Consider the following 11983-nt stretch of genomic DNA (forward strand, 5'->3'; position numbering starts at 1 on the left):
GTAGGTTAGAGTATGGCCCATGGAGTCCTTCCGGCGCGAGGTGCGGGAATGGTTGTCCGCCAACCTCGTCGGTGAGTTCGCTGAGCTGCGCGGCCTGGGTGGGCCGGGCCGCGAGCACGAGGCGTTCGAGGGACGGCTGCGGTGGCACCGGCACCTCGCCAGGAGCGGGTGGACGTGCCTCGGCTGGCCCGGTGAGCGCAGTGTGGAAGAGCAGGTGGTCTTCCACGAGGAGTACGCGGAGGCCGACGCCCCGGCGAAGGTCGACATCGTCGGCGAGGGCCTGCTCGGCCCGACTCTCGTCGCGTTCGGCACACCGGAGCAGAAGGAACGCTTCCTGCCGAAGATCCGCACACTCGAAGAGCTGTGGTGCCAGGGTTACTCGGAACCGGGCGCGGGCTCGGACCTGGCCTCGATCACGACCAGGGCCACGCTCGAGGGCGGCCAGTGGGTGATCAACGGCCAGAAGATCTGGACGTCGAACGCGCACTACTCCGACTGGATCTTCGTCCTGTGCCGCACCGAGCCCGGATCGCAACGGCATCAGGGCCTCTCGTACCTCCTCGTGCCGATGGACCAGCCGGGCATCGAGGTGCGGCCGATCCGCCAGCTCACCGGCACGTCCGAGTTCAACGAGGTCTTCTTCGACGGCGCACTCACCGCACGCGAGAACGTCGTGGGCCGGCCCGGCGAGGGCTGGAAGATCGCCATGGCCACCCTCGGCTTCGAGCGCGGCACCGCGATGCTCGGCCACCAGGTGAGCTTCCGCCGGCAGCTAGACGCGATCATGGCGAAAGCGCCCCAGGACGAACGCCTCACCAGGGCGTGGCTCGAACTGCACGTCATGCGCTCGCACACGATGAGAACGCTGAACGACGATCCAGGCCCGGAGGCGTCCGTGCTCAAGCTGTTCTGGGCGGGCTGGCACCGCAGGCTCGGCGAGCTGGCGATGGACTCGCTCGGCCCCGAGTCGATGATCGACGACAACGAGTGGCAGCGGATGTTCCTGTTCAGCCGCGCGGAGACGATCTACGGCGGCTCGGACGAGATCCAGCGCGAGATCATCGCCCACCGCATCCTGGGGCTGCCGCGATGAACGGCCACGACCTGCTCAAGGACAAGATCGTCGTCGTGACGGCGGCAGCGGGCACGGGCATCGGCTCGGCCACCGCGAAACGGTGCCTTGAAGAGGGCGCCACGGTGGTCATCAGCGACTGGCACGAGCGCCGCCTCAGGGAGACCCACGAGGCGCTGGGCACCGACCACGCCGTCCCGTGCGACGTCACGAACGAGCAGCAGGTGCAACAGCTGGTCGACGAGACGGTCGAGCGCTACGGCCGCATCGACGTGATGGTCAACAACGCCGGTCTCGGCGGCGAGAAGTCCTTGCTGGACATGGCGGACGACGAGTGGTCCCGCGTCCTCGACGTCACGCTGAACGGCACCTTCCGCTGCACCAGGGCCGCGTTACGCCAAATGGTCGTCCAACGAAGCGGTGTCGTCGTTAACAACTCCAGTGTGATCGGCTGGCGGGCACAAAGGGGTCAAGCCCATTACGCCGCAGCGAAAGCGGGGGTCATGGCGCTGACCAGGTGCGCCGCGATGGACGTGGCCGAGCACGGCATCCGGGTGAACGCCGTCGCCCCGAGCTTGGCGGCGCACCCGTTCCTGGCCAAGGTCACCAGTGAGGAGTTGCTGACCGAACTGGCGTCGCGCGAGGCTTTCGGGCGCGCCGCCGAGCCCTGGGAGGTCGCGAATGTGATCGTGTTCCTCGCGAGCGACTACTCGTCGTACCTGACGGGCGAGGTCGTCTCGGTGAGCAGTCAGCATCCGTGAGGAAGGTAAGACCGATGAGTGGCCGAAGGCAGGAACTGCTCGCGTTGGCGGCACAGCTGTTCGCCGAACGCGGGTACGGGCAGACGACCGTGCGCGACATCGCGGACGCGGCGGGCATCCTGTCCGGCAGCCTCTATCACCACTTCGACTCGAAGGAGTCGATGGTGGACGAGATCCTGCGGACGTTCCTGGACGAGCTGTTCACGCGCTACCGGGAGGTCGTCGAGGCAGGCCTCGGCCCGAAGCAGACGTTGAAGGCTCTGGTGGTGGCGTCGTTCGAGGCGATCGACGCCCGGCACGCCGCCGTCGCGATCTACCAGAACGAGGCCAAGCACCTCACCCCGCTCGAACGGTTCTCCTACATCGAGGACCGCAGCGTGGAGTTCCGCAAGCTGTGGACGGTGTTGCTGGAGGAGGGCATGAGCACGGGCGTGTTCCGCGCCGACCTCGACGTCGACGTGGCTTACCGGTTCATCCGCGACACGGTGTGGGTGGCCGTGCGGTGGTACCGGCCGGACGGCGGCCTGTCCGCCGAAGAGGTGGCCGACCAGTACCTCGCGATCCTGCTCGACGGCATCGCCACGGGCCGGCGGAAGAACTCCAAGACGTAGCAAAGCCGTAGAAGGAGGGCCCTCGTGGCCGAGGCGTACATCATCGAGGCTGTGCGGACCCCGGCGGGCAGGCGTGGTGGCGAGCTGAGCCACGTGCATCCCGCCGATCTCGGCGCGCACGTGATCACGGCACTGCTCAACCGCGTCGACGTCGACCCGACGGACGTGGACGACGTGATCTTCGGCTGCGTGGACACGGTCGGCCCGCAGGCCGGTGACATCGCGCGGACGTCCTGGCTGGCGGCGGGCTTCCCGGAGCAGGTGCCGGGCGTGACGGTCGACCGGCAGTGCGGGTCGAGCCAGCAGGCGCTGCACTTCGCGGCGCAGGCGGTGATGAGCGGCACGGCCGACGTCGTGGTCGCGGGCGGCGTGCAGAACATGTCGCAGGTGCCCATCGGGTCGGCCATGACGGTCAGCCCGTTCGAGGGCTGCGAGGGCTGGCAGCACCGCTACGGCGACGAGGAGGTCAACCAGTTCCGGGCGGCCGACCTGATCGCGGTGCGGTGGGACCTGTCGCGGCGCGAGATGGAGGAGTTCGCGCTGCAGAGCCATCTGCGGGCGATCACCGCGATCAAGGAGGGCCGGTTCGACCGCGAGATCGCGCCGGTCAACGGTGTCGCGGCCGACGAGTGCCCGCGTCCCGACACCAGTGCGGAGAAGATGGCGAAGCTGCAGCCGTTGCGGCCGGGCGGGCGCACGACGGCGGCGCTGTCGTCGCAGATCTCCGACGGTGCCTCGGCGGTGCTGGTCGTGTCGGAACAGGCCGTGCGTGAGCACAAGCTGACGCCTCGGGCCCGTGTGCACCACATGTCGGCGCGCGGATCCGATCCGATCTACATGCTGACCGCGCCGATCCGGGCCACCCGGTACGCGCTGGAACGCGCCGGGATGTCCCTGTCGGACATCGACCTGTTCGAGATCAACGAGGCGTTCGCGTCGGTGGCCATGGCGTGGGCCAAGGAGCTCAAGATCGACATGGGACGCGTGAACGTCAACGGGGGAGCGCTCGCGCTCGGGCACCCGATCGGCGCGACCGGCACCAAGCTGTTCACGACGCTGCTGCACGAGCTGGAGCGGACCGGTGGCCGGTTCGGGCTGCAGACGATGTGCGAGGGTGGCGGTCAGGCCAACGTGACCATCATCGAACGTCTCTGAGCCGGTCGATGGCCGCCTCGGCGTCCTTGACGATGCCCTCGATCAGGTCCGCGCACGCCGGCAGGTCGCCCAGCAACCCGGCGACCTGACCGGACGCGAGCACGCCCGCGTCCGTCCTGCCCTCGACGAGGCCGGCGCGCAGCAGCATCGGCGTGTTCGCGGCCATGATGACCTGCGACCACGTGAGGTCCTTGCCGTGCTTCATGGCCAGGCCCTCGCGGATCATCGCGCGCCAGCTCAGCCCGGTGTGCTGCCGGAACCTGGCCGCGTTGCTCACGGCCCTCGCCAGGCTGCTGATCCGGCCGGACTTCTCGAGGTGCTCGACGAGGTCCGACCGCAGCACCCGGTGCGGCAGGCCGTCGACGCGCGTGGTCACGACCGTGCCGTTCAGATCCCGTTGCAGGTACGCGTGCTTCACCGCGTCCGGGACCGTGCTCTCCTGCGTGAGCAGGAACCGGGTGCCCATCGCGATGCCGGCCGCGCCGTACGCGAGCGCGGCGGCCAGTCCCCGGCCGTCGAAGAAGCCACCGGCCGCGACCACCGGGATGTCGACGGCGTCCAGCACGCTCGGGAGCAGCAACGTCGTGGCGACGCCACCGGTGTGACCGCCGCCCTCGCCGCCCTGCACGATCACGGCGTGGGCGCCCCACTTCGCGACCTTCTCGGCGTGCCGGGCCGCACCGATCGACGGGATCACGACGACCCCGGCGTCGTTCAGCTTCGCGATCATGTCCGGTTTCGGGGCCAGCGCGAAGGAAGCGACCTTCACGTGTTCGCGGATCAGCAGGTCGATCCGCTCCGGGGCGTCGTGCGCGTCCGCCCGCAGGTTCACGCCGAACGGTTCGGACGTGCGGGAGCGGGTCTCCTTGATCGCGGCTTCGAGCTCGGCGTACGTCATGGTGGCGGAGGCCAGGATGCCGAGCCCGCCCGCTTCGGCCGTCGCGGAGACCAGGCGCGGCCCCGCGACCCAGCCCATCCCGGTCTGCACCACCGGGTGCCGGACACCGACCAGGTCGGTCAGCGCGGTCCTCATGACGGCACTTCCCTGTCCCGCTTGCCACCCGGATCGAGCCTGGTCCTGATCAGCTCGAGCTCCTCGTCGGTCGGCAGGCGGGTCTCGGTGACGTCCTGGACGACGAGGGGGAACGACGTCTGCTTCTGGACCTCGTCGACCGACACCCCGGGATGCACGGAGACGACGCGCATCGAGTGGTCGGGGGTGTCGAAGTCGAGCACGGCGAGGTTCGTGACGACGCGGTGGACATCGTGGAACGGGCCCGCCGCGCGGTCGTAGCCGACACCGGACACCACGTCCACGGCCTCGACCAGCACCCGCGTGCTGTGGCGCGGCACCCAGTAGCTGGTGCGGTGGTTGACGGTGTTGCCGGGAGCGCCGCGGGACCCGAGCAGCTGCCGGGTGGGCCTCGCGTGGTCGCCGATCGCGGAGATGTTCTGGTTGCCGAACCTGTCGACCTGGTTCGCGCCCATGACGACGTGCCGGCGGCCGTGCGCGACGACGTCGAACACCTTGCGGTACGGCAGCCAGCCCTCCACAGTGGACTCGGGCGTCAGCAGGAACGCCTCGCCGTCGCTGAGCAGGAGGTCGGGCTCGGTGGTCAGGCGGGCCAGTTTCGCGCCGAGGGACGGGATGAGGCCCATCGGGCTGGCGAGCGTCTCGCCGGCGCCGAGGAACAGGTCGGCGCAGGCGGCGACGCAGACCTCGGCTCGCGTGATGTCGCTCATCGCAGGAACCCCTCGTAGAAGTCCGGCCACTTCTCCAGGTCGGAGGCCGCTTCCGCGTACTCGCGCTGGAGGGCCTCGTCGCGGCCGTAGTCGGGCACGCAGCTGGTGAACGCCGCTCCACCCGGCGCTTCCACCACGCCGTCGACCATCATCCGGTTGAGCAGCAACGTCTGCGGAGGACCGTCGAACGTCTCCACGACCTGCTCGCACGAGACGTAACGCCGGTCCGCGGCCAGGCAGAACAGGTCGTCGAAGTACGGGTCCGGCCCGAGGTACTGCGCGTTGCCGTGCCTGTCGGCGCGGTTGAGGTGGACCAGGGCGACGTCGAGCTTCAACGCCGGCATCGCGACCAGCTCTTCGCCGTCGTCGTACGGCGACCTGATGGTCTTGAGCTCTGGCGCGTACTTCAGCACGTCCGAGCCGAGGCCCGCTCTGATCGGCAGGAACGGCAACCGGTGCCCGGCGGCGCGCAGGCCGGTCTGGAACATGCCCTCGTCCAGTTCCAGGACCTCGATCGCGCCGGTCTCGCGCGCCCGCTTGAACCACGGGTCGTACGGGATCGAGTCGAGCGAGACGAAGCCGTAGACCAGCTTGCGGACCTTGCCCGCCGCGCACAGCAGCCCGGCGTCCGGACCGCCGTAGGTGACGATCGTCAGGTCTGTGACCGGACTCTTCAGCAACGCCTTGACCAGGGCCATCGGCTTGCGCCGCGAACCCCAGCCGCCGATGCCGACGGTCATCCCGTCCTTGATCTCGCTGACGACCTGATCAGCTGTCATTCGCTTGTCGCGCATGGTCTCCGTCCAGGAAGGCCTGCCGGGCGTGGTCCGACACGCCCGTCAGGTTCAGCTCGAAGGTGAAGCCCTGCTCGAAGCGGTAGCTCTGGTGCACGCGCTGCGGGTCGATGCCGTTGATGGCCTCCTTGGCCGCGCGGATCACCGACGTGTCCTTCTTCGCGATCTCCTTGGCGATCTCGCGCGCCGCGTCGTCGAGTTGCGTGCGCGGCACGACCTCCACGACGCTGCCGTGGTGGTGCAACGTCTGCGCGCTGACGTTGCGGGCCGTGTAGTACAGCGTCCGCATCAGGTGCTGCGGCACGAGCCGGGCCAGGTGCGTGGCCGCGCCGAGCGCGCCGCGGTCGACCTCGGGCAGCCCGAACGTGGCGTCGTCGGACGCCACGATGATGTCCGCGTTGCCGACCAGCCCCACGCCACCGCCCAGGCAGAACCCGTTCACCGCGGCGATCACCGGCACCTCGCAGTCGTACACGGCCGCGAAAGCCTTGGCGCAACCCCGGTTCGCCGCGACCAGGGCGTTGTAGCCCTCGGCCCGCTGGATCTCCTTCAGGTCGACGCCCGCGCAGAAGCCGCGGTTCTCGGCTCTCAGGATCACCACCCGCGCCTCCGGGTCCTCACCCGCGGACGTGATTGCCCTGGCCAGCTCGAACCAGCCCTGCGACGGGATGGCGTTCACCGGGGGGTAGTCGACGGTGACCTCGATGATGCCGTTTTCGGTGTGGCTGCTGGAGATTCCCATGGAGCCGCCTTCCGAACCAAGCGATTGCTTGGTAATTTAGCAGTGCCGAAGCGACCGGGGTAGGTGCATGTGGAACTGGACCTCGACGGAGCAGTGGTCCTCGTGACGGGCGGCGTGCGGGGTGTGGGTCTCGGCATCACCCGCGCGTTCCTCGCGGCCGGGGCCGTCGTCGTCACGTGCGCCCGGCGTCCATCGGAGGTGGATGGAGCGTCGTTCGTGCCGTGTGACGTGCGGGATGCCGATCAGGTGGGCGCGCTGGTGTCCGGGATCGTCGCCGAGCACGGCCGCCTCGACGTCGTGGTCAACAACGCCGGTGGTGCGCCGTTCGCGTTGGCGGGCAAGGCCTCGCCGCGGTTCCATTCGAAGATCGTCGAGCTGAACCTGCTGGCTCCGTTGCTGGTGGCCCAGGCGGCCAACGAGGTCATGCAGGAGCAGGACTCCGGTGGGTCGATCGTGAACGTGAGCAGTGTCAGCGGACGGCGTCCGTCGCCCGGCACCGCCGCCTACGGCGCCGCGAAGGCCGGGCTCGACAACCTGACCTCGTCGCTGGCCGTCGAGTGGGCACCGAAGGTGCGGGTCAACGCGCTGGCCGTCGGCATGGTGCGCACCGAGCAGTCACACCTGCACTACGGCTCCGATGCCGGGATCGAGGCCGTGGCGAAGACCGTGCCATTGGGACGTCTCGCGTCGCCGGACGAGATCGGCGCGTGCGCGGTGTTCCTGGCTTCACCGCTGGCGTCCTACGTCAGCGGCGCGACCTTGGTCGTGCACGGCGGGGGAGAGGCACCCGCGTTCCTGACCGCTGCCGATGGGGGCTCTTCATGAACCGGGTTGTGATCGTGACGGGGGCCGGGCGTGGCATCGGCCGTGCGCATGCGATGGCGTTCGGTTCCGCGGGGGCACGGGTCGTCGTGAACGACCTGTCCGCGGCGGTCGCGGGCGAGGTGGCGGACCTGATCGGGCCCCGTGCCGTGGTCAACACCGACGACGTCGGCACCTGGGCTGGTGCGAAACGGCTGGTCGACACCGCCGTGTCGGAGTTCGGCGGACTGGACGTGCTCGTCAACAACGCCGGCATCGTGCGCGACCGCATGATCGTGAGCTGCGGCGAGGACGAGTGGGACGAGGTCGTGCGCGTTCACCTCAAGGGCCACTTCGCGACGCTGCACCACGCCGCCGCGCACTGGCGTGCCGTGCACAAGGCCGGTGGCGCGGTGTCCGGCCGGGTGATCAACACCTCGTCCGGCGCGGGCATCTTCGGCAGCGTAGGGCAGGCGAACTACTCGGCGGCCAAGGCGGGCATCGCGTCGATGACGCTGGTCGCGGCCGCCGAACTGGCCCGCTACGGCATCACGGTCAACGCGATCGCCCCGGCCGCCCGCACGCGGATGACCGAGGCGACGTTCGCGGAGACGATGGCGGCGCCGGAGGACGGGTTCGACGCGATGGCCCCGGAGAACATCTCGCCGCTGGTCGTGTGGCTGGGCAGCGAGGAGGCCGGGGACGTGACCGGGCGGATGTTCGAGGTCGACGGCGGACGCGTCTGCGTCGTGCACGGGTGGCGGCGCGGGCCGGAGGTCGACAAGGGCGAGCGGTGGTCGCCCGAGGAATTGGGCGGCGTCGTGCGCAAGCTGGTCGCCGACGACGACCCGACGCCGGTTTACGGAGCCGAGTAGGTTCGATCATGTGACCCGTCTGGACTTCCACAGGACCGTCTCGGCCGCGTTGTCGCTGCTCAGCGACCGCGAACTCGGTGACCTGGTGGACGGTGCCGAGCCGAGAGGGGCGGGAATCGGCGGGCCGACGGCGTTGACGGACGTCGGCGGGATCCCGGTCTTCGTGAAGCGGCTGCCGCTGACCGACCTGGAGCTGCGGCACGCCGGATCGACGGCGAACCTCTACGACCTGCCCGTGCACGCCCATTACGGCATCGGTCTGGTCGGGTCGGCGGGCTTCGGCGCCTGGCGTGAGCTGGCCGTGCACACCATGACGACGGACTGGGTACTGGCGGGCGAGCACGAGGGCTTTCCACTGACGTACCACTGGCGGGTCCTCCCGCACCCGGACCAGACGTTGTCCGCGGAACTGGAGCAGGCGGTCGGCTACTGGGGATCGGAGGTGGCTCCGCGCATCGAGGCGCTGAAGAAGTCGGCCGCGAGCATCGCGCTGTTCCTGGAGTACGTCCCGCAGAACCTGCACGACTGGCTGAACGGCCAGGACGACCTCGAAAGCGCCTGCGAGATGGTCGAACGTGAGATGGCCACCACGGTGGAGTTCATGAACTCGCGCGGCCTGCTGCACTTCGACGGCCACTTCCAGAACGTCCTGACCGACGGCGAACGCCTGTACTTCGCCGACTACGGCCTCGCGATCTCCTCCCGGTTCGACCTGTCCGAGGAGGAGATCGCGTTCTTCGCGCAGAACCAGGACTACGACCGCCACTACACGGTCACGCACCTGGTGATGTGGTTCGCGTACCAGCTGCGTTCGCAGGGAGTTCCGCCACGGGTCGCGGCGGTCCTCCACCGCCACAACGACATCGCGGCGGTGATGAAGGACTTCTACCGCCGCTTCCAGCACGAGAGCCGGCGGACCCCGTACCCCGCCGCGGACCTCAGATCCGTTCGATGATCGTGCCGGTGGCCATGGCCCCACCCGCGCACATCGTGATCAGCGCGGTGGAAGCGTCCCTGCGCTCCAACTCGTGCAGCGCGGTCGTGATGAGCCGGGTCCCGCTGCTGCCGACGGGGTGACCGATCGCGATCGCGCCACCGTTCACGTTGACCCGGTCCAGGTTCGGCCGGTGCACCGCCGCCCACGACAGCACGACGGACGCGAACGCCTCGTTGACCTCGAACAGGTCGATGTCCGCCATCTTCATCCCGCTGCGCTTCAGCAACCGCGCGGTGGCGTCGACCGGCCCGTCCAGGTGGTAGTACGGGTCCGACCCGACCAGGCACTGCGTGACGATCCGGGCACGCGGCTTGAGCCCGTGCGCCCGCGCGAACTCCTCGTCGACGACCATCACGGCAGACGCGCCGTCCGAGATCTGCGACGACGTTCCGGCGGTGTGCACCCCGTCCGGCACAACGGCCTTCAACGCCGCCAACGCCTCCAGCGACGTCGCGCGCATGCCCTGGTCGGTGTCCACGAGGTCCTCGCCGACCTTCACCGGCACGACCTCGGCGGTGAACCGACCGGCTGCCCACGCGGCTCGCGCCCGGTTCTGCGACTGGACCCCGAACCGGTCGACCTCCTCGCGCCCGATGCCCCGCCGTTCCGCGACCCGTTCGGCGGCGACGAACTGGTTGGGCAGGTCGATCGTCCACGAGTCGGGGCGCGGCATGCCGGTCTCGCCGATGTTGCTGCGCAACGGCACGCGGCTCATCGCCTCGACCCCGCACGCGATGCCCGCGTCGATGGCTCCCGCCGCGATCAGGCCGGCGATGAGGTGCGTGGACTGCTGGGCCGAGCCGCACTGGGCGTCGACGGTGGTGCAGCCGGTGGTCTGCGGCAGGCCCGCGTGCAGCCAGGCCGTCCTCGTGATGTTGTTCGACTGCTCGCCCGCCTGGGTGACGGTGCCGCCGATGACCTGTTCGACGGTGGACGGATCAAGACCCGTCCGGTCGAGCAGTCCCCGTTGTGCCGCACCGAGGAGCTCGGCGGCGTGCAGGCCGGACAACCAGCCGTTGCGCCTGCCGATGGGCGTGCGCACCGCTCCCACGATCACCGGACTGCCCACGCGAGCCTCCTTGGCCTGGAAACTAGAACACGTTCCTGTGTTGTTCCAGATTGGCCGTGTGGGGGCTTCAACACAAGCCGCAAGCGTGTTTGAATCGGATAGAACGCGTTCCACCTAGGAGGTTCCTGTGGGCAGGCCGCGCATCCCTGATGGCTTCGACTTCACCGACCCCGACATGTACGCGAACCGGCTGCCGTTCGAGGAGTTCGCCGAGCTGCGCCAGGCCGCGCCGATCTGGTGGAACTCCATACCTCGAGGGTCGGCAGGGTTTCCCGACGACGGCTTCTGGGTGGTGACGAAGCACCGCGACGTCAAGGAGGTCTCGCGCAACAGCGAGCTGTTCTCCAGCCGCGAGAACACGGCGATCATCCGGTTCAAGGAGGACATGCCGCGCGACAACATCGAGATGCAGCGGCTGTTGTTGCTGAACATGGACCCGCCGACGCACACGAAGGTCCGCGGCATCATCTCCCGCGGCTTCACCCCGCGCGCGGTCAACAGCCTGCGTGAAGCGCTGACCGCGCGTGCCGAGCGGATCGTCGCGGAGGCACTGGACAAGGGCAGCGGCGACTTCGTGTCCGACGTCGCCTGCGAACTGCCGTTGCAGGCCATCGCGGAGCTGATCGGCATCCCGCAGGACGACCGGCGCAAGATCTTCGACTGGTCGAACCAGATGATCGCCTACGACGACCCCGAGTTCGAGATCGAACCGCTCACCGCCGCAACCGAGCTGCTCGGCTACTCGTGGACGATGGCCGAGGACCGGCGGAAGTGCCCGCGCGAGGACATCGTCACGAAGCTGGTCCAGGCGGACGTGGACGGCGCGGGACTGGCGTCGGAGGAGTTCGGCTTCTTCGTGCTGTTGCTCGCTGTGGCGGGCAACGAGACCACGCGCAACGCCATCACGCACGGCATGAAGGCGTTCTTCGACCACCCCGAGCAGTGGGAGCTGTACAAGGACCAGCGGCCCGCGACGACCGGCGACGAGATCGTCCGGTGGGCCACGCCGGTGGTGTCGTTCCAGCGCACCGCGATGGCCGACACCGAACTGAGCGGCGTGGAGATCAAACAGGGGCAGCGTGTCGGGATGTTCTACTCGTCGGCCAACTTCGACGAGGAGGTCTTCGACCGCCCGCAGGAGTTCGACATCACTCGCGACCCCAACCCGCACCTCGGGTTCGGCGGCAGCGGCGCGCACTTCTGCGTCGGCGCGAACCTGGCCAGGCTGGAGATCGACCTGATCTTCAACGCGATCGCGGACGCCATGCCGAACATCAAGCAGGTCGCGGAACCGCGGCGGCTGCGTTCGGGCTGGCTCAACGGCATCAAGGAGTTCCGCGTCCAGTACGCCTAGCCAGTGATT

General features: G+C 69.1%; 13 protein-coding genes. 8 read left to right on the forward strand and 5 right to left on the reverse strand.

Annotation, left to right across the window (positions count from 1 at the left end; all coding sequences use genetic code 11):
• Window positions 1–19 precede the first annotated feature (19 nt).
• From LX88_RS20965 to LX88_RS20980, 4 genes are read left to right on the forward strand one after another with little or no spacing between them, the layout of a single operon-like run.
• Window positions 20–1093: an acyl-CoA dehydrogenase family protein gene (locus tag LX88_RS20965; protein ID WP_258949477.1), complete on the forward strand. Its 1074-nt coding sequence runs from the start codon at window positions 20–22 to the stop codon at window positions 1091–1093.
• On the forward strand, window positions 1090–1833 hold the full coding sequence (locus tag LX88_RS20970) for an SDR family oxidoreductase (RefSeq protein ID WP_258949478.1): 744 nt from the start codon (window positions 1090–1092) through the stop codon (window positions 1831–1833). Before LX88_RS20965 ends, LX88_RS20970 begins: the two co-directional genes overlap by 4 nt.
• Window positions 1834–1847: 14 nt before the next feature.
• Entirely contained in the window at window positions 1848–2444 is a 597-nt protein-coding gene (locus tag LX88_RS20975) for a TetR/AcrR family transcriptional regulator (RefSeq protein WP_258949479.1), read from the forward strand.
• Between the two features lie 24 nt (window positions 2445–2468).
• The gene (locus tag LX88_RS20980; RefSeq protein WP_258949480.1) at window positions 2469–3599 is read left to right on the forward strand and encodes an acetyl-CoA C-acetyltransferase; all 1131 of its coding nucleotides are present in this window, start codon (window positions 2469–2471) and stop codon (window positions 3597–3599) included.
• Here LX88_RS20980 and LX88_RS20985 read toward each other — a convergent pair.
• The 4 genes from LX88_RS20985 to LX88_RS21000 are packed head-to-tail and all read right to left on the reverse strand — an operon-like array spanning window position 3583 to window position 6878.
• Window positions 3583–4632: an NAD(P)H-dependent flavin oxidoreductase gene (locus tag LX88_RS20985; protein ID WP_258949481.1), complete on the reverse strand. Its 1050-nt coding sequence runs from the start codon at window positions 4630–4632 to the stop codon at window positions 3583–3585. The two genes, LX88_RS20980 and LX88_RS20985, sit on opposite strands and share 17 nt — an antisense overlap.
• Window positions 4629–5342, reverse strand: coding sequence for a CoA-transferase subunit beta (locus LX88_RS20990; RefSeq protein WP_258949482.1), 714 nt, complete (start codon window positions 5340–5342; stop codon window positions 4629–4631). The genes LX88_RS20985 and LX88_RS20990 overlap by 4 nt, the downstream gene beginning before the upstream one ends.
• Window positions 5339–6136 carry a CoA transferase subunit A gene (locus LX88_RS20995; protein WP_258949483.1) on the reverse strand — a complete coding sequence of 266 codons (798 nt, stop codon included), beginning with the start codon at window positions 6134–6136 and terminating at the stop codon, window positions 5339–5341. Before LX88_RS20995 ends, LX88_RS20990 begins: the two co-directional genes overlap by 4 nt.
• Window positions 6111–6878, reverse strand: a complete 768-nt coding sequence (locus LX88_RS21000; RefSeq protein ID WP_258949484.1) for an enoyl-CoA hydratase family protein — start codon at window positions 6876–6878, stop codon at window positions 6111–6113. Before LX88_RS21000 ends, LX88_RS20995 begins: the two co-directional genes overlap by 26 nt.
• 63 nt (window positions 6879–6941) lie before the next feature.
• Between LX88_RS21000 and LX88_RS21005 the strand changes: the two genes are divergently transcribed.
• The 3 genes from LX88_RS21005 to LX88_RS21015 are packed head-to-tail and all read left to right on the forward strand — an operon-like array spanning window position 6942 to window position 9509.
• Entirely contained in the window at window positions 6942–7703 is a 762-nt protein-coding gene (locus LX88_RS21005) for an SDR family oxidoreductase (RefSeq protein WP_258949485.1), read from the forward strand.
• The gene (locus tag LX88_RS21010; RefSeq protein WP_258949486.1) at window positions 7700–8554 is read left to right on the forward strand and encodes an SDR family oxidoreductase; all 855 of its coding nucleotides are present in this window, start codon (window positions 7700–7702) and stop codon (window positions 8552–8554) included. The genes LX88_RS21005 and LX88_RS21010 overlap by 4 nt, the downstream gene beginning before the upstream one ends.
• A 10-nt stretch (window positions 8555–8564) precedes the next feature.
• Window positions 8565–9509, forward strand: coding sequence for a BUD32 family EKC/KEOPS complex subunit (locus tag LX88_RS21015; RefSeq protein WP_258949487.1), 945 nt, complete (start codon window positions 8565–8567; stop codon window positions 9507–9509).
• Here the strand turns inward: LX88_RS21015 and LX88_RS21020 are convergent.
• Window positions 9493–10620 carry a steroid 3-ketoacyl-CoA thiolase gene (locus tag LX88_RS21020; RefSeq protein WP_258949488.1) on the reverse strand — a complete coding sequence of 376 codons (1128 nt, stop codon included), beginning with the start codon at window positions 10618–10620 and terminating at the stop codon, window positions 9493–9495. The two genes, LX88_RS21015 and LX88_RS21020, sit on opposite strands and share 17 nt — an antisense overlap.
• 127 nt (window positions 10621–10747) lie before the next feature.
• Here LX88_RS21020 and LX88_RS21025 point away from each other — a divergent pair, with 127 nt between their 5' ends.
• Complete coding sequence (locus tag LX88_RS21025; RefSeq protein WP_258949489.1) at window positions 10748–11974, forward strand: cytochrome P450; 1227 nt, start codon at window positions 10748–10750, stop codon at window positions 11972–11974.
• The last annotated feature ends 9 nt before the right edge of the window (window positions 11975–11983 follow it).

It is taken from the genome of Lentzea californiensis, assembly GCF_024648825.1.
Classification (GTDB): Bacteria; Actinomycetota; Actinomycetes; order Mycobacteriales; family Pseudonocardiaceae; genus Lentzea; species Lentzea californiensis.

Bases quoted from the DNA above. Each gene is read 5' to 3' on its own strand.
- LX88_RS20985 (WP_258949481.1), bottom strand. From the start codon at position 4,632: ATGAGGACCGCGCTGACCGACCTGGTCGGTGTCCGGCACCCGGTGGTG.
- LX88_RS21000 (WP_258949484.1), bottom strand. From the start codon at position 6,878: ATGGGAATCTCCAGCAGCCACACCGAAAACGGCATCATCGAGGTCACC.
- LX88_RS21010 (WP_258949486.1), top strand. From the start codon at position 7,700: ATGAACCGGGTTGTGATCGTGACGGGGGCCGGGCGTGGCATCGGCCGT.
- LX88_RS20975 (WP_258949479.1), top strand. From the start codon at position 1,848: ATGAGTGGCCGAAGGCAGGAACTGCTCGCGTTGGCGGCACAGCTGTTC.
- LX88_RS20965 (WP_258949477.1), top strand. From the start codon at position 20: ATGGAGTCCTTCCGGCGCGAGGTGCGGGAATGGTTGTCCGCCAACCTC.
- LX88_RS20970 (WP_258949478.1), top strand. From the start codon at position 1,090: ATGAACGGCCACGACCTGCTCAAGGACAAGATCGTCGTCGTGACGGCG.
- LX88_RS20995 (WP_258949483.1), bottom strand. From the start codon at position 6,136: ATGCGCGACAAGCGAATGACAGCTGATCAGGTCGTCAGCGAGATCAAG.
- LX88_RS20990 (WP_258949482.1), bottom strand. From the start codon at position 5,342: ATGAGCGACATCACGCGAGCCGAGGTCTGCGTCGCCGCCTGCGCCGAC.